At 44.9% G+C, this 20,323-nt stretch carries 18 protein-coding genes and 1 pseudogene; 4 read left to right on the top strand and 15 right to left on the bottom strand.

Annotated features, from left to right (window positions below):
• Positions 1–33: 33 nt before the first annotated feature.
• Genes Q0307_RS18885 through Q0307_RS18875 form a run of 3 tightly spaced genes read right to left on the bottom strand, consistent with a single transcriptional unit; the run spans position 34 to position 3,229 of the window.
• On the bottom strand, positions 34–822 hold the full coding sequence (locus Q0307_RS18885) for a phytanoyl-CoA dioxygenase family protein (RefSeq protein WP_298662889.1): 789 nt from the start codon (positions 820–822) through the stop codon (positions 34–36).
• 52 nt (positions 823–874) lie between these two features.
• Positions 875–1,774 (bottom strand): NAD(P)-dependent oxidoreductase, encoded by a 900-nt coding sequence (locus Q0307_RS18880; RefSeq protein WP_298662888.1) that lies wholly within the window; start codon positions 1,772–1,774, stop codon positions 875–877.
• Positions 1,775–1,804: 30 nt separating this feature from the next.
• Positions 1,805–3,229, bottom strand: coding sequence for an aldehyde dehydrogenase family protein (locus tag Q0307_RS18875; protein ID WP_298662886.1), 1,425 nt, complete (start codon positions 3,227–3,229; stop codon positions 1,805–1,807).
• Between the two features lie 338 nt (positions 3,230–3,567).
• Here Q0307_RS18875 and Q0307_RS19125 point away from each other — a divergent pair.
• A pseudogene (locus Q0307_RS19125) lies at positions 3,568–3,678 on the top strand (hypothetical protein); the annotation flags it as partial.
• 65 nt (positions 3,679–3,743) lie between these two features.
• Here Q0307_RS19125 and ilvE read toward each other — a convergent pair.
• Together ilvE and Q0307_RS18865 are read right to left on the bottom strand one after the other, a co-directional pair.
• Positions 3,744–4,613 carry a branched-chain-amino-acid transaminase gene (ilvE, locus tag Q0307_RS18870; protein ID WP_298662883.1) on the bottom strand — a complete coding sequence of 290 codons (870 nt, stop codon included), beginning with the start codon at positions 4,611–4,613 and terminating at the stop codon, positions 3,744–3,746.
• Positions 4,614–4,635: 22 nt separating this feature from the next.
• Positions 4,636–5,256: a LysE family translocator gene (locus Q0307_RS18865; protein WP_298662879.1), complete on the bottom strand. Its 621-nt coding sequence runs from the start codon at positions 5,254–5,256 to the stop codon at positions 4,636–4,638.
• Between the two features lie 162 nt (positions 5,257–5,418).
• Here Q0307_RS18865 and Q0307_RS18860 point away from each other — a divergent pair, with 162 nt between their 5' ends.
• Positions 5,419–6,840 (top strand): PLP-dependent aminotransferase family protein, encoded by a 1,422-nt coding sequence (locus Q0307_RS18860; protein WP_298662876.1) that lies wholly within the window; start codon positions 5,419–5,421, stop codon positions 6,838–6,840.
• On the opposite strand, the gene Q0307_RS18855 is transcribed toward Q0307_RS18860, so the two are convergent.
• On the bottom strand, positions 6,835–7,290 hold the full coding sequence (locus tag Q0307_RS18855) for an isoprenylcysteine carboxylmethyltransferase family protein (protein ID WP_298662874.1): 456 nt from the start codon (positions 7,288–7,290) through the stop codon (positions 6,835–6,837). The genes Q0307_RS18860 and Q0307_RS18855 overlap by 6 nt on opposite strands.
• Positions 7,291–7,343: 53 nt before the next feature.
• Here Q0307_RS18855 and Q0307_RS18850 point away from each other — a divergent pair, with 53 nt between their 5' ends.
• The gene (locus tag Q0307_RS18850; protein ID WP_298662872.1) at positions 7,344–7,982 is read left to right on the top strand and encodes a DsbA family protein; all 639 of its coding nucleotides are present in this window, start codon (positions 7,344–7,346) and stop codon (positions 7,980–7,982) included.
• On the opposite strand, the gene Q0307_RS18845 is transcribed toward Q0307_RS18850, so the two are convergent.
• The 5 genes from Q0307_RS18845 to acnD all read right to left on the bottom strand — a co-directional run bounded on the left by Q0307_RS18845 (position 7,979) and on the right by acnD (position 16,364).
• Entirely contained in the window at positions 7,979–8,614 is a 636-nt protein-coding gene (locus Q0307_RS18845) for a DUF4124 domain-containing protein (RefSeq protein WP_298662902.1), read from the bottom strand. The two genes, Q0307_RS18850 and Q0307_RS18845, sit on opposite strands and share 4 nt — an antisense overlap.
• A 118-nt stretch (positions 8,615–8,732) precedes the next feature.
• Positions 8,733–10,313, bottom strand: coding sequence for a S1C family serine protease (locus Q0307_RS18840; RefSeq protein WP_298662869.1), 1,581 nt, complete (start codon positions 10,311–10,313; stop codon positions 8,733–8,735).
• A gap of 206 nt (positions 10,314–10,519) precedes the next feature.
• Complete coding sequence (locus Q0307_RS18835) at positions 10,520–12,412, bottom strand: propionyl-CoA synthetase (protein ID WP_298662865.1); 1,893 nt, start codon at positions 12,410–12,412, stop codon at positions 10,520–10,522.
• 34 nt (positions 12,413–12,446) lie between these two features.
• The gene (prpF, locus tag Q0307_RS18830; protein ID WP_298662862.1) at positions 12,447–13,634 is read right to left on the bottom strand and encodes a 2-methylaconitate cis-trans isomerase PrpF; all 1,188 of its coding nucleotides are present in this window, start codon (positions 13,632–13,634) and stop codon (positions 12,447–12,449) included.
• A 120-nt stretch (positions 13,635–13,754) separates the two neighbouring features.
• Positions 13,755–16,364, bottom strand: coding sequence for a Fe/S-dependent 2-methylisocitrate dehydratase AcnD (gene acnD / locus Q0307_RS18825; protein ID WP_298662859.1), 2,610 nt, complete (start codon positions 16,362–16,364; stop codon positions 13,755–13,757).
• On the opposite strand from acnD, the gene Q0307_RS19120 reads away from it, so the two are divergent.
• Positions 16,307–16,453, top strand: a complete 147-nt coding sequence (locus tag Q0307_RS19120) for a hypothetical protein (RefSeq protein WP_366936800.1) — start codon at positions 16,307–16,309, stop codon at positions 16,451–16,453. The two genes, acnD and Q0307_RS19120, sit on opposite strands and share 58 nt — an antisense overlap.
• Here the strand turns inward: Q0307_RS19120 and prpC are convergent.
• From prpC to leuE, 4 genes are all read right to left on the bottom strand, one after another.
• A complete protein-coding gene (gene prpC, locus Q0307_RS18820; RefSeq protein ID WP_298662854.1) occupies positions 16,383–17,531 on the bottom strand; it encodes a 2-methylcitrate synthase in 1,149 nt (382 codons plus the stop codon). The two genes, Q0307_RS19120 and prpC, sit on opposite strands and share 71 nt — an antisense overlap.
• Before the next feature lie 13 nt (positions 17,532–17,544).
• A complete protein-coding gene (gene prpB, locus Q0307_RS18815) occupies positions 17,545–18,435 on the bottom strand; it encodes a methylisocitrate lyase (protein ID WP_298662852.1) in 891 nt (296 codons plus the stop codon).
• Positions 18,432–19,109, bottom strand: a complete 678-nt coding sequence (locus tag Q0307_RS18810; protein WP_298662850.1) for a GntR family transcriptional regulator — start codon at positions 19,107–19,109, stop codon at positions 18,432–18,434. Before Q0307_RS18810 ends, prpB begins: the two co-directional genes overlap by 4 nt.
• Before the next feature lie 328 nt (positions 19,110–19,437).
• On the bottom strand, positions 19,438–20,112 hold the full coding sequence (leuE, locus tag Q0307_RS18805; RefSeq protein ID WP_298662848.1) for a leucine efflux protein LeuE: 675 nt from the start codon (positions 20,110–20,112) through the stop codon (positions 19,438–19,440).
• Positions 20,113–20,323 lie beyond the last annotated feature (211 nt).

The raw sequence follows: 20,323 nt of genomic DNA, 5'->3' as shown, positions 1-20,323 counted from the left end.
GTCATTTTACGACCAAGCGTCTGCAAGAAAAGCTTAGCGTTTGAACCAACTAACAATGCGCTCACCCACACTGACCTTAGCCCCCTCATAAGGAATCCACTCTGGCTTAAAATACGCACGTTTTTTTTGGCTAAACCCCGGACGCCAAGGCTTGACACCCTCAAAATAGTAATGCGTTAATTGAGACTGGCAAGTTAAGGTTGGATTAGTTTGCCTAGCACCACCGTTTAATAAATTAGCAGCCCAAACTAAAGCTTGGCCTTTTTTCATTAAGCCATAACTCACTTGCATGTTCTGATCTTTAATTAATTGTGCTATATAGGCCTCATACTGCGGATAATAAAGATAGTCTGGCTTTAAACCGGCCTGCTCAAAATTAATTTCTGGAAGTTTTTGACTACCGGCGTATAAAATTAAAGGCCCTTGATCCATACCAATATCTTCGAAAGCCACCCAAACTCCACACATTAAACCAAAAGGCTCAGAGTTAAAGTGAATCGTATCAGCATGAATCGTTTGCTCAGTACCTTTGTAAAAATTCAAAGTCTGGAAAGGTTTAGGTTGACGACCGTATAATTCTTTTAGAACTGCTAAAATGGATGGAAACACTGCAATCGACTTAATACCTTTATCAATTTGCCAAGCATCTTGAATCCGATTGAAATCTGCATACACTGCACCCTCAAATTTTTTACCATCATGCCCCCAATAGGGGGAGAGTCTTTTGCTAATTTTATCTAAAGTTTCTTCTGGAAGCTGTGTATCAAAAATCAAATAGCCATCTTCTTTAAATTTATTAATTTGCTCAGCCGATAAAATCATAAATTAATACTTAATTAAGAATCACAAAAAGAGGTTTATAAAAAATCCCTATCTACTCCAAACGACTCGGAAAGCCCTCAGCACGCAGATTGGTTTGCAGTACATCTTCTAATAATTTTACAATCTGCGTGGATTGTGCTTGCCCGCCATAAGCTGCTTTACCTTTCACAAAAGTCTGCTGGGTCAAACCTGCCAAGTCCAAAGGTACTCCAAACTCGCGGCCAAAATTGAGGGCAAAACCTAAGTCTTTTAGGGCTAAATCCATCGTGAAGGCAATATCATAGCTCCCATTCAGAATCAGTTGACCTTCAGTTTCATGCACAAAACTATTGCCGCTACTGGCTTGAATCACTGCCCACGCTTGAGCTAAATCTAAACCACCGCGCTTGGCTAGCATTAGAGCCTCGCCATCTGCCACCAAATGTATGAAAGCGAGCATATTGGTGATCACTTTGATGATCGCTGCGCTGCCTAAAGCACCCATATAAAAAATTTTACTCCCCATCGCTTCAAAGGCTGGACGATGTTGTTCAAATAGACTTTGCTCCCCACCTACTATCACGGTAATTTTACCTTGAGCGGCTAAATGTACACCACCGGTTACCGGCGATTCTAGCACTTGCATACCAGCCGCTTGAGCTTGTTGAGCTAAAACTTGAATATCATCGCGCCCTAAAGTAGACATTTCTAGCCAATGTAGATCACGCTTCTTCGCGGCAATAAGTTCTTGTAAAACGTTAGCACTCACAACAGGCGAAGGCAGACAAGTTAGTACAGCATCTACTTGTTGGGCTAGTTGGGTTGGACTATCAGCCCATTTGGCCCCTAAAGCTAAATGGCGCTCTGCTAAAGCCGCGTTTTTATCATAAACCGTGAGGTCAAAACCAGCTTGGACTAAACTGGCGGCTAAGCGCCCCCCTAAATTACCAAGACCAATGTATCCGTATTTCATTTGTCTACTCTTAATGGTGAGATTGAAGCCTTAACCAATGATCGCTTTAGTTTCTAGAAAGTCGCGCAGCCCCCATTGGGCATATTCACGGCCATTACCTGATTGCTTATAACCACCAAAGGGCGCATATAAATCCCATTCAGGATAATTAAGCTGCACTTGCCCTGCTCTCAGTTGGTGAGCCATACGCAATGCTCGCTCACGATTAGTACTGGAAATATAAGCGGATAAACCATACGGGCCATCATTCGCCTTATCGATTAACTCCTGCTCGCTATCATACGGAATGATAACTAACACAGGACCAAAAATCTCTTCACGCGCGATGCGCATCTGCTGGTGAACATTTGTAAAAATGGTGACCTGTACATAATGGCCTTGAGCCAATTCTGCACGCAGATGGCTTGGTTTGCCCAAGCCCCCACAGATCAGACTTGCACCTTCGTCTATACCCGCTTGGATAAAGGCTTGGATACGTTCGTATTGAGCTTGACTAATCACTGGCCCTACATTCGTGTTTGGGTCTTGAGGATCACCAATAACTAAACTTGCTGCAGTGGTTTTAGCAATCTCTATAGCCTGTTGGTAGTGAGCACGGGGCAGATACATGCGCGTTGGTGCATCACAAGATTGGCCACTATTACTCATACACAACAATACACCTTGTTGAACCGCTTGCTCCAAGTCAGCATCATCCAAAATAAGATTGGGTGATTTGCCACCCAACTCTAGAGTCACACGTTTAATGGTATCTGCAGCCGCCTTAGTAATCGCTTTGCCCGCACGCGTAGAGCCAGTGAACGAGATCATATCAACCTGTGGGTGCTTAGATAATGCCTGCCCTACGCCATCACCATCACCGTGCAACAAATTAAAAACACCAGCCGGTAAGTCTGTAGACTGGATAAGTTCGGCAAATAAATTGGCACTGAGCGGCGCTAATTCACTAGGCTTAAGCACTAAGGTACAGCCGGCTGCTAAAGCTGGAATTACCTTAACCACTAACTGATTCATCGGCCAATTCCAAGGCGTAATCAGCCCAACAACGCCAATCGGCTCATGCACAATCTGCGAAGCACCATAAGGGTACTCAAAAGCGAATTCATGCAAAGACTGCAAATGTGAATCAAAATGAGCTAACCCCGAAGCGGCTTGTGCATGCAAAGCAAATGCTTGCGGTGCACCCATTTCTAGACTAATGGCCGTGGCGATCTCCTCTAAGCGCCCTGCATAAGCCGCTCGTAATTGTTCTAAATAGTGAATACGTTGCTCAAGGCTAGTTTGGGAGTATGTTTTAAACGCTTCAACCGCAGCAGATACAGCTAACTCAAGATCGGCCTCTGTGCCTAACACAACTTGAGCAATCGTTTGAGCATTCGCTGGATTTCTAAGGGCTAAATTAGATCCTTGGGGACGAATCCAGTGCCCATTAATATAAGAAAATAGGGGTTGCATTTAGCTTCTCCACAGCTACAGGTGTTCGTAAGAGTGTAAGCTTAGCTGAAAAAATGCAATGAATTTGTGGTGATGATAGACAGGAGAAGGAAAAGTTTAACTTGGCAGTGATCGTTGGTGGGTAACAAGTTATACATCATCTGAAAACAGCACGGGTGTATACTTTAGGTGCTCGTACCCACCACACTTTGAAGTGTTTATTAACACTGATCGAAGCGTGGAACGTAACGTTGTACTGTACGTATCACTGAGGTGCTTATGAACAACTAATACCTCATAGCTAAAATTTGATCACCAAACGCTATACTCAGTCGACTGCACGGTAAAATCTTAATTTCCTTCTCTATATTAAGTGTTTAGTCAGTAAAACCTTATACTTCTCTAAGTCGATTGAGATTCACAACAAGATCATTGTTGAGTTTACTGATCTTCTAATACATGCTTTTTAAGCACGATACCCCTAAAGGAAAAGCTAGGTAGATATCCTATTTACCCACCTAACTTAAGGACATCATTAAGCAGCCGTTTCTCGCTGAACTAACTCAGCAAAGGCTGCGGCTAGCTTCTGATAAGCTGGGCCTGGGCAAGTTTGAATCACGCGCCCATCAATTTCCCGTACTGGGATTAAGCGTGCGCCTGTTCCAGTGAAGAAACACTCATCGGCTGAATATAAATCATATGGGGTCAATACCGTCTCGCGCGTTTGGATACCTAATTGTGCGGCTAATTCTAACACTGTACCCCGAGTAATCCCTGCCAAAGCGCCTTCAGTCGGTGCTGGGGTGAGTAATTCATCATCCCGAGTAATGAAAATATTTTCTGCCGTACCCTCTGCGACACAACCACGATCATTGAGTAAAATGCCTTCTTCTACTCCAGCGAAGTTCGCCTCCATACGTGCAAAAATAGAGGTCAAATAGTTCAAGCTTTTAATGCGCGGATCTAAACGATCAGGTTGTGAACGACGAGTAGAAGTGATAATCGCACGAATACCTTTAGCTCGTTCTTCATCACTGACCATTTGTAATTGATCCGAAATCACAATCACGCCCGGCTCTTTACAAGTGGCTGGATTAATTCCCAATACACCCACCCCACGCGTGGCAATAATCCGTAAATAGCCATCGTTTAAATCAGAGGCTTCAATCACGGCATATACCGCTTGAGTAAACACCTCTTTACTAGGAATCTTTAATTGCAAAGCGGCGGCTGAGCGTTGTAAACGTTTTAAATGTAACGGCAAACGAAAAGCACGCTTATTATAAAAACGCACGCCTTCAAAAATACCATCGCCATATAAAAAGCCATGATCAAAAACTGAAACGCTCGCCTGCTCTGCAGGCACTAACTTGCCATTTACCCAACAACGCGCCTGTTCAAACATGATTTCTTTTGCTCCAAAATTTTTATACACCCACAATCATCCACACGGTAGCGGCGGTCAACAAGCCCATGATTATATTAAATTGACGCTTGCGCCGCGTACTGGATAAAAACTGCTGAATCACTACCCCAAAGCCTGCCCACAGTGAGATAGAAGGCAAGTTTACCAAAAAGAAAACGCTCATTAAGGCTAAACCTGATAGCCAATACTGTTCACCGTTTAGGGTAAAACTACTCACTGCTCCCAAGGCCATCATCCACGCTTTAGGGTTTACAAATTGAAAAGCTGCCGCTTGCCACCAACGCATCGGTTGAGCTGTGCTCACCGCTGCAGACTGAGCATGATCACGGGTTTCTGCTACAGGTGCACTAGCAATTTTCCAAGCTAACCACAGCAGATACAGCACACCCACCACTTTTAAAGTTAGTTGTGCAACAGGCAGGCGCACAAAAACCTCGCCTAAGCCTAGCAAAGTCACGAATAAGAGCAAAATCATACCGCAACCAATGCCTAACATGTGGGGAATTGTACGCTTAAAGCCAAAATTGGCTCCAGATGCTAACAGCATTAAATTATTTGGCCCCGGAGTCACCGAAGTGACCAATGCAAAACTAAACATAGCTAAGATTAATTGCAGCTCCATGATGTTCTAACTCAGGTTTTTATAGTGAGTTCAGCATAATGCGTGTTAAGCTGGCAATACAGATTTAGAAAAAATTTATTTAATCAGTACAGTTTTATTTTAATCACAACTGTACTGTTTTTCCCTCAACGAGCTGTACTGTTTTGGTACAGGTGAATCCTTATGGCGCTTTTATATCAGGATATTGCTAGTCGACTGCAGCAACAGATTGAAACTGGTTTATATAACGCGGGTGAACGTCTGCCGGGGGTACGCTTATTAAGTCAGCAATTTGGGGTGAGTGTTTCCACCATCGTACAAGCTCAGCGACAACTAGAAAATGAGGGTAGTTTAGAAGCACGCCCACGTTCCGGCTACTATGTTTGTGAGCGTCAGTGGATCAAGCCTGAACTCCCCTCCCCCTCTAGCCCGCCCCAACGACCGATGCCGGTAACTGGGCAAGAACTATCCTTACACTTAGCACGGGTCGTCAATCAAGCCGACTTCATTCAACTGGGTGCTGCCGTTCCCCATGCGAGCTTTCTACCCATGCGTGCCTTACAGCGTAGCTTAAATAAAGTGGTACGTGCTTACGATAATCGTGCGGCGAATTATGCATTTCCACCGGGCTTACCGAACCTACAACAGCAAATTGCGCGGCGCATGTTAGCCAGCGGTGATCGGATTCATCCTGAGGATATTCTGATTACTAATGGCGGGCACGAAGCACTCACTTTAGCCTTACGTACCGTGGCACAAGCAGGCGATATTATTGCCATTGAATCCCCGACCTTTTATGGTTTGCTGCAAGTCATTGACTCTTTAGGCATGAAAGCCCTAGAAATCCCCACTGATCCTCAAACAGGGATTAGCTTACCCGCTTTAGAATTAGCCCTAGAACAATGGCCGATTAAAGCCTGTGTGTTAATTCCAAATTTTCATAACCCTTTAGGCAGCCTGCTCAGTGATAATTACAAACAAACCTTGATAAAACTCGCGCACAAATACCAAGTGCCTTTAATTGAAGATGATATTTACGCTGATTTAGCTTACAACGGTGAACGCCCCCGTTCTTTGCATAGTTTCGATACTCATCAGCGTGTCATTTATTGCTCATCCTTCTCAAAAACAGTAGCGCAAGGATTGCGTTTAGGCTGGATGTTACTGCCACCGCAAGATTTAGAACGGGCTACTTATTTTAAATATGTGACTAATCTCGCCGCTCCTACCTTATCCCAGCTTGCAATAGCCGATTATTTAGAACATGGCGGACATGAGCGTTATTTACGCCAAGTTCAACTGCAATATCAACAGCAAGTCAGCTTGTTTGCGCGCGCTTTGAATAAATATCTCCCTGAAGGTACACGTATTTCTCAACCGCAAGGTGGCTTCGTGCTGTGGGTAGAATTACCCCGTAATCTGGATACTCTCGCTCTTACCCATCGGATGATTGAACATAAAGTCAGCATAGCACCCGGATGCTTGTTTACGGCCAGCGCTAAATATACCAATTGCATTCGTATTAATTGCGCACAGCCGTGGACACCCGCCGTAGAAAAAGCTTTGATTAATTTAGGTCATGAATGTTTGCGCTTAGCGTCATAACCAACGCGGTACTGATTGCTGATAGGCTTGATAGCTAGCTCCGAATTTCTGCGCTAAAAACGCTTCTTCAGGTAAGATTTGTTGTGTATTAATCACCCAAACAAACAACGGCAACATTAGCCAAGGACTGAAGCTACCCAAATAAATCGCCCAGCCTACTAGCATGATGAGCATCCCAAGATACATGGGATTACGGGTATAACGATACAACCCCGAAGTGACTAAATGGCTACTATTTTGTGGCTTCAGCGGATTTGGCGTGGTACGTGCACGCAAGAATAACCATAAAGACCACAAATCCGCTAATACAGCTAAAGTTATTAAGCCCAAACCGAAACGATGCCAAGGTGCAGCTAAGAGCTGGAAGATAGGCAGATAACTATCTAGCGCCCACATCACTAAGGCAGTTAATACAGCATATACCGGTGGCGGAATACGAGTTTGTAACATCCTTCAATCCTTATGCTAAGCTTTAGACTGACTATAAAATCTTGATAGAGTCCATGCAAACCTCAAGCTCAACTCCAAGGCAACAAACGCTTTATTATGTTTACGACCCGATGTGTAGTTGGTGTTATGCATTTCGCCCAATTTGGCAACAAGTCCAACAACAGTTGCCTGCACATCTGCGCATACAAAGGGTATTAGGTGGCTTAGCGCCCGACACTGACGAACCGATGCCACTCGCTACACAAACTATGGTGCAAGCGAACTGGCATAAGATTATGCAAACAGTACCGGGTACAGAGTTCAATTTTAACTTTTGGACGACTTGTCAACCACGCCGCTCAACTTATCCTGCCTGTCGTGCGGTTTTAGCAGCTGAAATACAGCAAGCTCAAGCTGGACAAGCCATGCTAACTGCTATTCAAAACGCCTACTATCAGCAGGCACGTAATCCCTCTGATACAAGCACTTTGATTGAACTAGCTGCTGAAATAGACTTGGATGCAGCATGCTTTGCTTCTGATTTAAACTCAATGGCAATTCAAGAGCAACTTGAACACAACTTAGCTTTGGCCGATCAATTAGGCGCACACAGTTTCCCTAGCTTAGTCTTAAAAACTCAGGATAGAATTTTCAGAATTCAACACTCTTATACGGACGCAACTGCTATTGTACAGCAGCTAAGTATAGCTTAGCTGGCTTCGCCAGACTCACGAGCTTTCTGTTTATCTAGTAACTCGATAAAACGACTGCGTTGCTTTTGAAAGGCTAGCACAGCGAGCTTTTCTTCCGCCAAACTTTGCTGGATAGCCATTTCATAGTCGCTCATACTTTTTTGCTTGGTATCAATGAAACCTTGAACTCGCTTTTGCTCGACACCTTTGGATTTAGCTAAGGCAGCTTGCAAATCAGCAAGCTCTAGCTTGAGCTTATCACGCAATACCTCCATTTGCTTCCGGCTATCTTGTAGCATTTTGAGGCGATTTTGATGCGATTCGTCTAGCTGTTTAACATCTGCGAAAGTCGTGAGCAGTTCTCTATCTTCTTGTTGTTGGCGATCTTTGAATTTCTGGCGTTTTTCTTCTAGGTCTTTAATCCAATCATCTTCTGCAGCTTGTTCAGTAGTTTTTGCAGCCGGTACGCTTTTGACTGTCATTCCCAAAGCATTCAACTCAGCATGGCCAGTTTGTGAATAGCTAGGCGGTACACTGTCTCCATAATGTACTGTGCCGCTGTTATCTACCCAACGAAAAAGGCTACCGGCTTGAGCTTGCCCTATTAAACAGCCTAGCGACAGCACTAGGCTGAGGGGTATAAAGCTGTTCATCTTTGTCACGACGAAATCCAAGACATTAGTTTTTAGTATTGATAATTTTTATTATATGGTTAATAACTAAAAATTATAATCGAAATGAGACAAGTTTCTGTCACAAGACGATAAGCGGCTAAGGCTTAGCTTTAGCTAATTCAGCTTCCAAATCATCTAAATCAGGTGACTGACTGCTTTCCATATTATAACGCTTTAGCAACTCTACATGCTCTTCTTCAGCCGCTTGCCGGTCGATAACGACTTGATACCCATCTAAATCTTCTAAAGTAATATACGGAGTTTTAACTTGCTTCATTAACTTATAGAACTGGCGGAAATCATTGAAAGTTTGGCCATTAATCAATTGTACGCGCATGGCTAAATCATGATAACCGACATTACTACTTGCAGCTAAGACCTTGACAATACTGACATTTTCAGTCTTATCTTTAAACTCATTTTTATCATAGTCTTTGCGATGCTGACAGGTGTCAGCTAATTGAGTCGGCGTGAAGACATAACCGCCATAGATAAAGTAACGGGGCTTAGTATCATGACTATAGACCGAAGTCACGGCTCTATCCAAAGGCAATTGCACGGTTAAAGGTTTGCCATCACGGATAATATCGAGATGCAAAGTATCATTTAACTGATGCTGATCGACTCGATAATTAAAATCGATATATTTGCTTGGCTGAAATAATACTGTGCCATTATTCTCGACAGGCTCATGATCAATCTTGGTAATAATATCGCCAACCTTCAAATATTGCTCCGGCGTAGCACCTGCGCAAACTTTAGTAATCAGCACACCGGTTTGCTCTTTGGACAGATTATGCTTACTGCGCAACGCAGGATTCACCAACTGCTCAGTGACTACCGCGAATTCAGGGAAACCATCATAACGTCCATCCTCTAAATCCTTTAAAAAGTGATTAATAATTGAAGGCGGGATCATATAGCCAATATTTTCTTCACCATTCGCGGCAACTTGCATGGCTACACCTACCACTTTATTCCCTGCTAAAGCAGGTCCACCACTGTTCCCTGGATTAATTGCAGCATCAATTTGAATTGCTTGCGAGGCTAAACCACTATGTGCATACTCTAAATACTCAATCCGCGATACGATACCTTTAGTCACACTTAAAGTATCCCCACCTGTAGGAAAACCATACACACTGATTTCTTGATGTACACGCGGCAACTCTCCAAGCTCTAAGAATTTGCCTTTTTTGAAAAAGCTTTCATCCTTGACTTTTAATAGTGCTAAATCAGCTTCATGCGAAATGGCTACTACCTCGGCCTCGTAACGATCTGGTTTACCATCCCGCTGTAACTCAATGAAAGTATTGCTCTCTACTACATGCGCATTGGTGAGAATACGATTACCTTTAATCACAAAGCCTGTACCGATCATGGATTCACTATCAGAATTCCACGGTGCTAGGGTAGAATTCTTTTCAGCAGTAGTATAAATCTTCACAATCGATTGAGCCATTTCATCCGCTTCGGTATTGGTAAGATCAATCGGAGATTTAGCTACTGGAAAACCTACTTCATCTACTTCATCCGTAGCAAGGGTAGTTTCAACCGGACTTGCCTCAGTCACTTTTTTATCTTCAGCCGCTAGGCTAGGCATTGCTAGGCTCAATAAGAGACTAACAAGAAAGGACAAGCCGACGGCTGGGACGCCACACTGAGCAAACACTTTCATTCAAATCGCACCAAAAACCGCAATGGTAGCAATTATGCACGAAAAATTTAGCTAGCTGTATTAAATCGACGAAAACTACAAGATCTTAACTAAGATTTAATAAAACTCAGGACGACATTATTGGCTAGTAGGAGATTTTATATTGTATAAAATGTAGACACACTTAAAATAAGGGAGCCTCGTACTCCCTTATTATTCGCTATTAATTAAGAGCGAATCACACCACACTCTCTTAATTGTGCTTCGATTTCTGGCATGATACCTGGATCGTCAATGGTTGAAGGTACTACATACTTCTCACCATTAATCATCTGGCGCATGTTCTTACGTAAAATTTTCCCAGAACGGGTTTTCGGTAAGCGCTTAACAATATAAGTATCTTTGTAACAGGCAATCGCACCGATACTGCCACGGATCATAGTGACTAGCTCTTTAGATAAAGTCGCCTCATCAATTTCCACACCAGACTTCAGTACCACTAAGCCAATCGGAATTTGGCCTTTCAGATCATCATCCCGCCCAACGACTGCACATTCGGCTACCGCAGCGTGTCCACCAATGATTTCTTCCATTTCGCCAGTTGATAAGCGATGGCCTGCCACATTGATCACATCATCCACACGCCCCATCACGAAGACATAGCCATCTTGGTCGATATAACCACCATCACCAGAAGCATAATAGCCTTCGAAAGTAGACAAATAGCTTTCTTTGAACTTATCCACATTACCCCAAACTGTAGCTAAGCAGGCGGGGGGTAAAGGCAATTTAATTGCGATATAACCTTGCTCACCATTTTTAAGCTGCTGACCAGACTCATCCAAAATCTGCACATTAAATCCAGGAGTAGGCATGGTAGACGAACCTAACTTAATCGGCATAGGTTCAATACCTTGCAAGTTAGCCGTGATACCCCAACCGGTTTCAGTTTGCCACCAGTGATCAATCACCGGCTTACCACTTTTCTCCATTAACCACTCCTGGCTGGGTGGATCTAAGCGCTCGCCTGCAGAGAAAATAGTTTTCAGCTTGCTTAAATCATACTTTTTGAAGAACTCACCTGCCGAATCTTCTTTCTTAATAGCACGGAAAGCCGTCGGTGCAGTAAAGAGCGCTTTTACACCATACTCTTCACAAACCCGCCAGAAAGCACCCGCATCGGGGGTCATGATAGGCTTACCTTCATACACAACCGTAGTACAGCCGCGAATTAACGGTGCATATACAATGTAAGAGTGCCCAACAACCCAACCCACATCAGAGGCCGCCCAGAATACATCACCAATGCCGACATTGTAGATAGCTTGCATACTGTAGTTCAGAGCGACTGCGTGACCACCATTTTCACGAACGACACCTTTAGGCTTACCGGTAGTACCAGAGGTATAAAGAATATACAAAGGATCAGTACCCTTCACAGGAACACAAGCAGCAGGTTCTGCATTAGCGGCCATTTGCGCCCAATCATGATCGCGGCCAGCAATTAAAGGAGCGGTCGCTTGAGGGCGCTGGAAAATAACGCAAGCTTGTGGTTTGTGTGAAGATAACTCAATCGCTTTATCCAACAAAGGCTTGTATTCAATCACGCGACTGATTTCAATCCCGCAAGAAGAAGACAAAATAACCTTAGGCTGAGCATCTTCTAAACGCACTGCGAGTTCAGGTGGTGCGAACCCTCCGAAAACCACAGAGTGAATCGCTCCTAGACGTGCAACCGCCAACATCCCGACGACCGCTTCAACCATCATCGGCATATAGATAATAACGCGGTCACCTTTACCAACACCTAGGCCTTTAAGCATCCCAGCGGTGCGCGCGACCTGATCTAACAGCTCAGCATAAGTGACTTTAGTTTTAGTATTACTAACGGGCGAATCATAAATAATCGCAACTTGATCACCACGGCCTTGTTCAACATGATAGTCGAGTGCCATATAGGAAGTATTCATCTCGCCATCTTTAAACCAGCGATAAATACCATGTTTATCTTGAGATAAAATCGTTTCTGGGAATTTATACCACTGTAGGGCTTCTGCTTTTTCTTTCCAGAAACCCTCTGGGTCATTCATAGAACGTTCATATTCTGCTTTATAACTCATGTTTAACTCCTCCTATCCTAGCCTAATGTCAATACTAAAAACTGTCACCCGGAACGCGCACCCAACCTTCCATCAGGATACGTGCACTACGACTCATAATCGCCTTAGTAACTTTCCATTCACCGTTTTCCAATTTAGCTTCTGCACCGACGCGCAACGTACCAGATGGATGCCCAAAATTTACTGAAGTACGTTCACCACCGCCCGCTGCTAAATTAACTAAAGTCCCCGGAACGGCTGCTGCTGTACCAATCGCTACTGCTGCTGTTCCCATCATCGCATGGTGCAATTTGCCCATAGACAAAGCACGTACTAATAAATCCACGTCAGACGCATTAATTTGCTTGCCGCTGGAGGATTTATAGTCTTTGGGTTTAGATACAAATGCGACTTTCGGAGTATGTTGACGAGTAGCCGCTTCTTCTGGAGTTTTGATCAAACCCATACGTAAAGCACCTGCAACGCGGATTTTTTCCAAACGGGCTAAAGCTTTTGCATCGGTGTTAATCGCTTCGCGTAATTCTGTTCCGGTATAGCCAATATCTTCTGCATTCACAAATACGGTCGGAATACCCGCTGTGATCATAGTGGCGGGGAATGTACCTACGTCAGGTACTTCTAACTGATCAATAAGGTTGCCAGTGGGGAATAAACTGCCACCCTCTTCGCCTTCATCAGATGGATCAAGAAACTCTAATACAATCTCAGCAGCGGGGAAGGTTACACCGTCGAGTTCAAAATCACCCGTTTCTTGTACTTGCCCATTGGTAATGGGAACGTGAGCAATAATGGTTTTGCTGATATTCGCTTGCCAAATGCGTACCGTGCAAATGCCATTTTCGGGAATACGTGATGCATCCACATAACCTGCATGAATCGCAAATGCGCCCGCACCCGTTGATAAATTACCGCAGTTACCGCTCCAATCTACGAAATCTTTATCAATGGAAATCTGTCCATACAGATAGTCGACATCGTGATCAGGCTTGCTACTTTTGCATAAAATAACGCATTTACTGGTGCTGGATGTTGCGCCGCCCATGCCATCAATGTGCGCACCATAAGGGTCTGGACTACCAATCACACGTTGGAATAATTTATCACGCGCCTTACCGGGTACTTGCGCTGATTCGGGCAAGTCTTCAAGGCGGAAGAATACACCTTTACTCGTCCCACCACGTAGATAAGTGGCAGGGACTTTTACTTGAGGAACATTAGACATAGTTAGCCTCGTGAATAGTTGAACCCCTCCCAACCTCCCCTTATCAGGGGAGGAGCTTAGCCCTCTTATTCCCTCCCTTGATAAGGGGAGGGTTAGGGTGGGGTTTTGGAAAGGGTTTAATTACGCCGCGTTTGATTCCAAGAAATCTTGGGCAAAGCGTTGCAGTACACCGCCCGCTTTATACACCCGCACTTCTGCTGCGGTATCTAAGCGACATTTCACTGGAATCCGCACGGTTTCGCCGTTTTTGCGATGCATGACAACCGTTAAATCAGTACGTGGCGCAATTTCGCCTTCGACATCAAAGGTTTCTGTACCGTCGATGTTATAGGTTTTGCGTGTTTCACCCGCTTTGAATTCCAATGGTAATACGCCCATACCGACTAAGTTGGTGCGGTGAATACGCTCGAAACCTTCCGCCACAATCGCTTCCACACCTGCTAAGCGCACACCTTTCGCTGCCCAGTCACGGCTTGAGCCCTGACCATAATCCGCACCTGCAATAATGATCAGGGGTTGCTTACGGTTCATGTAAGTTTCAATCGCTTCCCACATACGCATGACTTGACCGTCTGGCTCGACACGAGCAAGAGAGCCTTTTTTCACTTGCCCATCCACCACCGCCATTTCATTGATCAATTGCGGGTTCGCAAAAGTAGCGCGTTGTGCGGTTAAGTGATCGCCACGGTGAGTTGCGTAAGAGTTGAAGTCTTCTTCAGGTAAACCCATTTTGGCTAAGTACTCACCCGCCGCACTGCTGGCAAGAATCGCATTAGAAGGCGATAAGTGGTCAGTGGTGATATTGTCACCTAACACTGCTAAGGGGCGCATACCTTTTAAAGTACGTTCACCTGCCAATGCACCTTCCCAATAAGGCGGACGACGGATATAAGTCGACATAGGACGCCAGTCGTATAACGGACTTGCCGCTTCTTCGACTTTGCCTAAATCAAACATCGGGATGTAAACCTGTTTGAATTGCTCAGGTTTAACCGCTTGTGCCACAATCGCATCGATTTCCTCGTCGGAGGGCCAAATATCTTTTAAGGTAATCGGATTACCGTTTTGGTCAATACCCAATGCATCTTGTTCGATGTCTAAGCGTATTGTACCGGCAATCGCATACGCCACAACCAGCGGTGGTGAAGCTAAGAATGCTTGTTTGGCATAAGGGTGAATACGACCATCAAAGTTGCGATTACCTGATAATACAGCTGTTGAGTACAGGTCACGATCAATGATTTCTTGCTGGATTTTGGGGTCTAGTGCGCCTGACATACCGTTACAGGTTGTACAGGCAAACGCCACAATACCAAAACCTAATTTTTCTAGTTCAGGTAACAAACCCGCTGCTTTCAAATACAACTCAGCCACTTTAGAGCCGGGCGCAAAGGAGGATTTCACCCAAGGCTTGCGCACTAAGCCCAGTTCATTAGCTTTCTTAGCTAGTAAGCCTGCTGCGACTACGTTACGTGGATTAGAAGTGTTGGTACAAGAAGTTATTGCCGCAATAATCACAGCACCGTCTGGTAATAAACCTTGTGCTTCTTCTTGCTTGGCGGCGGCTAGTTTAGCTTCATCCGCAATACCACGCTCTTGTAACGCAGAGGTGGGTAAGCGTTTATGTGGGTTAGAGGGGCCTGCCATATTGCGCACGACCGTAGAGAGGTCAAACTCCAGTACTCGTGGATATTGAGCATTTTTCAGCGCATCTGTCCACAAGCCAGTTGTTTTCGCATAGTTTTCAACTAGGGCTACTTGCTCTGGTTCACGACCTGTCAACTTCAAGTAGTCAATGGTTTGTTGGTCGATGTAGAACATCGCCGCCGTTGCCCCATACTCAGGGCACATATTAGAAATAGTGGCACGGTCACCGATAGAGAGACTATCTGCACCATCACCAAAGAATTCTACATAAGCACCCACCACGCGCTCTTTACGTAAAAACTCAGTCAAAGCTAATACGATATCCGTTGCGGTAATATTGGGTTGACGTTTACCCGTGAGCCTTACACCCACGATGTCAGGTAGACGCATCATAGAAGGATGACCGAGCATAACGGTTTCAGCTTCTAAACCACCCACACCAATCGCAATCACGCCTAATGCGTCAACGTGTGGGGTGTGTGAATCTGTCCCCACACAAGTATCAGGGAAGGCAACCCCTTCGCGCGCTTGAATCACTGGAGACATTTTCTCCAAGTTGATTTGGTGCATGATACCGTTGCCTGCTGGAATCACATCCACATTTTTAAACGCAGTTTTTGTCCAGTCAATAAAATGGAAACGGTCTTCATTACGACGGTCTTCAATCGCACGGTTTTTAGCGAATGCATCGGGATCAAAACCGCCACACTCAACGGCTAATGAGTGATCCACGATTAATTGCGTAGGTACAACGGGATTAACTAAGGAGGGATCGCCACCTTGGTCAGCAATCGCATCGCGCAAGCCTGCCAAATCGACTAATGCCGTTTGACCTAAGATGTCATGGCACACGACGCGAGCGGGATACCAAGGAAAATCTAAATCTTGGCGACGCTCAATTAATTGCTTTAAAGAATCGGTGACTGCTTCAGGCTCACAGCGGCGAACGAGTTGTTCGGCTAAAACACGAGAGGTATAAGGCAAAATGTCGTAGCTGCCTGCTTGGATAGCTTCGACTGCTGCACGTGTGTCGAAATAATCTAGTGAAGTACCCGGAAGGTTTTTACGGTATACGGTGTTCATTATGCAGTATTTTCCTTGTTAAAAACGCTGTTCCAAAGGAACCCAAGTCAAACCTTCAGGGCCCGTGTAATGCGCACTGGGGCGAATGATTTTGCCGTCCTCACGCTGTTCAATCACGTGCGCACCCCAGCCGGTAGTACGTGCAATCACGAATAAGGGTGTGAACATATCGGTTGGTACACCCATTTGGTTATAAGAAACCGCCGAGAACCAATCAAGGTTCGGGAACATATTCTTAACTTCTTTCATGACCTTTTCTAAACGCTCAGCTACGTTATACATAGTCAAGTCACTGTTTTCGTCTGAAAGTTGCTTGGCGACACGCTTGATCACTTCATTGCGTGGGTCAGCAATAGTGTAGACTGGATGGCCGAAGCCAATAATGACTTCTTTATTTTCCACGCGCTTACGGATATCGGCTTCTGCTTGATCTGGCGTGAAATAACGGCTTTGAATACGGAAGGCGACTTCATTTGCACCACCATGTTTGGAACCGCGTAAAGCACCAATCGCACCAGTAATGCAGGAATAAATATCGGAATTCGTTCCAGCAATTACCCGTGAGGTGAAAGTAGATGCATTGAATTCATGCTCGGCATACAGAATCAAAGAGGTGTGCATGGCACGCACCCATGATTCACGCGGCTTTTTACCGTGCAATAAATGCAGGAAGTGCCCACCTACTGAATCTTCATCGCTCTCAACGTCAATACGCTTACCATTCACGGCGAAGTGATACCAATAGAGCAGCATAGAACCGAAACTTGCAACCAAACGATCCAGCATCAAGCGCGTTTCTGCAACGGGATGCTCTTCTTTTTCGGGTAAACAGGTACCGAGTACTGAACAGCCGGTACGCATTACATCCATCGGGTGAGCCGACGGTGGCAACGCTTCCATCGCTTGCTTGACTGCTAAAGGAAGGCCACGCATCGATTTTAATTTAGCTTTATACGCTTTTAACTGCGCAGGATTCGGCAATACGCCATGAATCAATAAATGTGCAATTTCTTCAAATTCGGCTTTTTCAGCGAAATCGAGAATGTCGTAACCCCGATAATGCAAGTCATTACCAGTACGACCGACCGTACAAATCGCAGTATTGCCTGCGGCAATGCCAGAAAGCGCAACAGACTTTTTAGTTTTGGGTAGAACTTGTTCAAACATTTCACCTTACTCCTTATTCTGTGCCTTGCTTGGCGAATAATGCATCCAGCTTTTGTTCGTAAGCGTGATAGCCGATAGTGTCGTAAAGCTCCATGCGGGTTTGCATCGTGTCAAGCACATTCTTTTGTGTGCCCTCTTGGAGTAAATAGGTGTAGACATTTTCTGCGGCTTTACACATCGCGCGGAAAGCAGACAGTGGATAGAGTACTAATTTCACGCCAACACTCGACAATTCAGTCGTGGTATACAGTGGAGTTGCACCGAATTCAGTGATATTGGCTAAGACTGGAACTTTTACCGCCTTGGTGAATTCCGCATATTGCTCCAGCTTATTCATCGCTTCAGGGAAAATCATATCCGCACCCGCTTCAACACACGCCATCGCACGGTCAATCGCTGATTGCATCCCCTCCACCGCTAAAGCATCAGTACGCGCCATAATCACAAAACTAGCATCTGTACGCGCATCCACAGCCGCTTTCACGCGATCCACCATTTCTTCCAAGCTTACGATGGCTTTATTCGGGCGATGACCGCAACGCTTTTGCATCACTTGATCTTCGATATGGAAGCCTGCAGCACCCGCTTGAGCGACTTCACGGGTGGCACGTGCAATATTGAAAGCACCACCCCAGCCGGTATCGATATCGACTAATAAAGGGGCAGAAGTCACACCAGTAATACGCTTAATGTCTTCCACCACATCGTGCAGAGTGGTGATACCTAAATCGGGAATCCCTAAAGACGACGCGGCAACCCCACCACCGGATAAATACAAAGCTTTATGGCCGACTCTCTCGGCGATAATCGCACTATTGGCGGTTACGGCTCCGACTACTTGCAGAGGGTGATTTTCCTCAACAGCACGGCGGAATTTTTGGCCGGGGGTCAATTGGTCAGTCATGGGTTAGTCTCCATTATTTGGCTAATACTTTTCCATGCACCACTAATATGGCGACGCATGAGCAATTCGGCGAGATCCCCGTCGCGTTCGGCAATAGCTTCGGCGATCTGACGGTGTTGTTGCAAAGCAGGTCGAGTACGCTTAGCCAAATGACTGGTGCGATAACGACACATTCTCAGTAATTGGTAAAGCTCACCTGCTAGTAAATCAATCAGCATTTGGTTACGGCTACCCAGAGCTATCTGAAAGTGGAAATCAAAATCCCCTTCGCTCTGAAAATAGATCAAACCATCAGCTGCGTTTATTTCTTCTTCATGCCGATTCAACAGTATGAACAAGGTATCAATCTCTGTTTGGCTCATGGCTTGAGCCGCCATCCGACAAGCCATCCCCTCTAGGGCTTCACGCACTCGATATAAATCCGCCAACATGGACTTATCAAGCATCACCACTCTTGCACCCGCGTGCGGTACTCGAGTTACTAAGCGCATCCCTTCTAATTGGCGAATCGCTTCACGTAAGGGGCCGCGGCTAATGCCAAAACGCGTGGCTAAATCGGCTTCGCTTAACTTCTGCCCTTGAGCCAACTCCCCGGTGACAATCGCTTGGGTTAATCGGCTGGAGGCTTTATCGGATAAAGTTCTTTCTTCGTCTAAATCTAACTGCGCTGACATGATTGCTCCAGATTGTTGACAATCAGTGCAGCAAATATACCATTTATCTCAGTAAATGTAAGATAAATTGATAGATTGTTAACAAAATTCCTGTGCACTGCAATATTTTTTTAATATTTTCCTCAGACTACTTTCGTAGCGCAATGGGGAAAACAGAAATTAGCGCTCATTCGCAACAAGCCAAGCAGAACGGAAATATCTTTCACTGGAATAGAAAGTTAGAGAAAACATCTAGATAAAAGAGGCAGCGTGTAGGCTCTCAGTTGTGACTGAGGCTGCACCTTAAAGTTGAGGTCAATAGGCAACAAAAACGGATTAGGTCAATAATTTAAGCCAGCGCCGAAGCCGTCGCCAACTTAGCGGCAAAACCCAGAAAAGCCACACCCGTCCCGCCGGTTGATACCGCACTTAAACGCTTACGCTGGCGAAAGGCTTCCGCTAAATAATGGCCGCCATAAATTAAAGCTGCCAAGTACAAGGCACTAAAAAACTGCAAAGTCACTGCTAGAATCAAAAACGATAAAGCAGGCTGTGGATATTGCGGATCGACAAACTGCACAAAGAAGGATAAGAAAAACAGGATCGCTTTAGGATTGAGTAAACTAATAATTAAAGCTTTTATAAATGGTGAAGATTGTTTCGCCAATTTTGGCTCAGCCAGCGGCTTTTCAAGTTCAGCTTGTAAAGCTTGCTCTTTCGGCCAAGTTTTGACAGCCGCGATAATCAGGCGTAAACCTAAATAAATTAAATAGGCCGCCCCCACATACTGCACAATATGGAAGAGTAAAGGATAAGTTTTAAGTAAGGTTACTGCACCCGCTGCACTGGCTAACATCAGAATAGCATCACCCACAAAAATACCCATAGCTGCTTTCCAACCTGCCCGCACCCCTTTTTGTGCCGATAAAGCCAACACAAAGACTGAATTAGGGCCGGGTAAAAGCACGATCATAATCACACCTAGCACATAGGTTAAATAACTGTGAACGCCGAATTGTTCCATGTTTATTCTTAAGAAATAAAAAGACCATTACTATTCAAAATTAGCTAACTGTAGTCAATAAATGCTTGAATAACTTATATGAGAGTAGTCTCTAGGTACTAAAACACTAGATCTCTTGCGAAAGTAAGATTTATTTTTATACTAAGCACATGAATTATGGGTCATGCACCAGAAGAGTTGAAAAACATCTGATTAATGAATTCGCCAATGA

This window comes from uncultured Thiothrix sp., assembly GCF_937873765.1.
Lineage (GTDB): Bacteria > Pseudomonadota > Gammaproteobacteria > Thiotrichales > Thiotrichaceae > Thiolinea.
This window is presented reverse-complemented; position numbering and strand designations above follow the sequence as displayed.

Bases quoted from the DNA above. Each gene is read 5' to 3' on its own strand.
- Q0307_RS18885 (WP_298662889.1), bottom strand. From the start codon at position 822: ATGATTTTATCGGCTGAGCAAATTAATAAATTTAAAGAAGATGGCTAT.
- Q0307_RS18860 (WP_298662876.1), top strand. From the start codon at position 5,419: ATGGCGCTTTTATATCAGGATATTGCTAGTCGACTGCAGCAACAGATT.
- Q0307_RS18840 (WP_298662869.1), bottom strand. From the start codon at position 10,313: ATGAAAGTGTTTGCTCAGTGTGGCGTCCCAGCCGTCGGCTTGTCCTTT.
- Q0307_RS18855 (WP_298662874.1), bottom strand. From the start codon at position 7,290: ATGTTACAAACTCGTATTCCGCCACCGGTATATGCTGTATTAACTGCC.
- Q0307_RS18850 (WP_298662872.1), top strand. From the start codon at position 7,344: ATGCAAACCTCAAGCTCAACTCCAAGGCAACAAACGCTTTATTATGTT.
- Q0307_RS18875 (WP_298662886.1), bottom strand. From the start codon at position 3,229: ATGCAACCCCTATTTTCTTATATTAATGGGCACTGGATTCGTCCCCAA.
- prpC (WP_298662854.1), bottom strand. From the start codon at position 17,531: ATGTTTGAACAAGTTCTACCCAAAACTAAAAAGTCTGTTGCGCTTTCT.
- Q0307_RS18835 (WP_298662865.1), bottom strand. From the start codon at position 12,412: ATGAGTTATAAAGCAGAATATGAACGTTCTATGAATGACCCAGAGGGT.
- leuE (WP_298662848.1), bottom strand. From the start codon at position 20,112: ATGGAACAATTCGGCGTTCACAGTTATTTAACCTATGTGCTAGGTGTG.
- Q0307_RS18865 (WP_298662879.1), bottom strand. From the start codon at position 5,256: ATGGAGCTGCAATTAATCTTAGCTATGTTTAGTTTTGCATTGGTCACT.
- acnD (WP_298662859.1), bottom strand. From the start codon at position 16,364: ATGAACACCGTATACCGTAAAAACCTTCCGGGTACTTCACTAGATTAT.
- Q0307_RS18845 (WP_298662902.1), bottom strand. From the start codon at position 8,614: ATGAACAGCTTTATACCCCTCAGCCTAGTGCTGTCGCTAGGCTGTTTA.
- prpB (WP_298662852.1), bottom strand. From the start codon at position 18,435: ATGACTGACCAATTGACCCCCGGCCAAAAATTCCGCCGTGCTGTTGAG.
- Q0307_RS18810 (WP_298662850.1), bottom strand. From the start codon at position 19,109: ATGTCAGCGCAGTTAGATTTAGACGAAGAAAGAACTTTATCCGATAAA.
- Q0307_RS18880 (WP_298662888.1), bottom strand. From the start codon at position 1,774: ATGAAATACGGATACATTGGTCTTGGTAATTTAGGGGGGCGCTTAGCC.
- prpF (WP_298662862.1), bottom strand. From the start codon at position 13,634: ATGTCTAATGTTCCTCAAGTAAAAGTCCCTGCCACTTATCTACGTGGT.
- ilvE (WP_298662883.1), bottom strand. From the start codon at position 4,613: ATGTTTGAACAGGCGCGTTGTTGGGTAAATGGCAAGTTAGTGCCTGCA.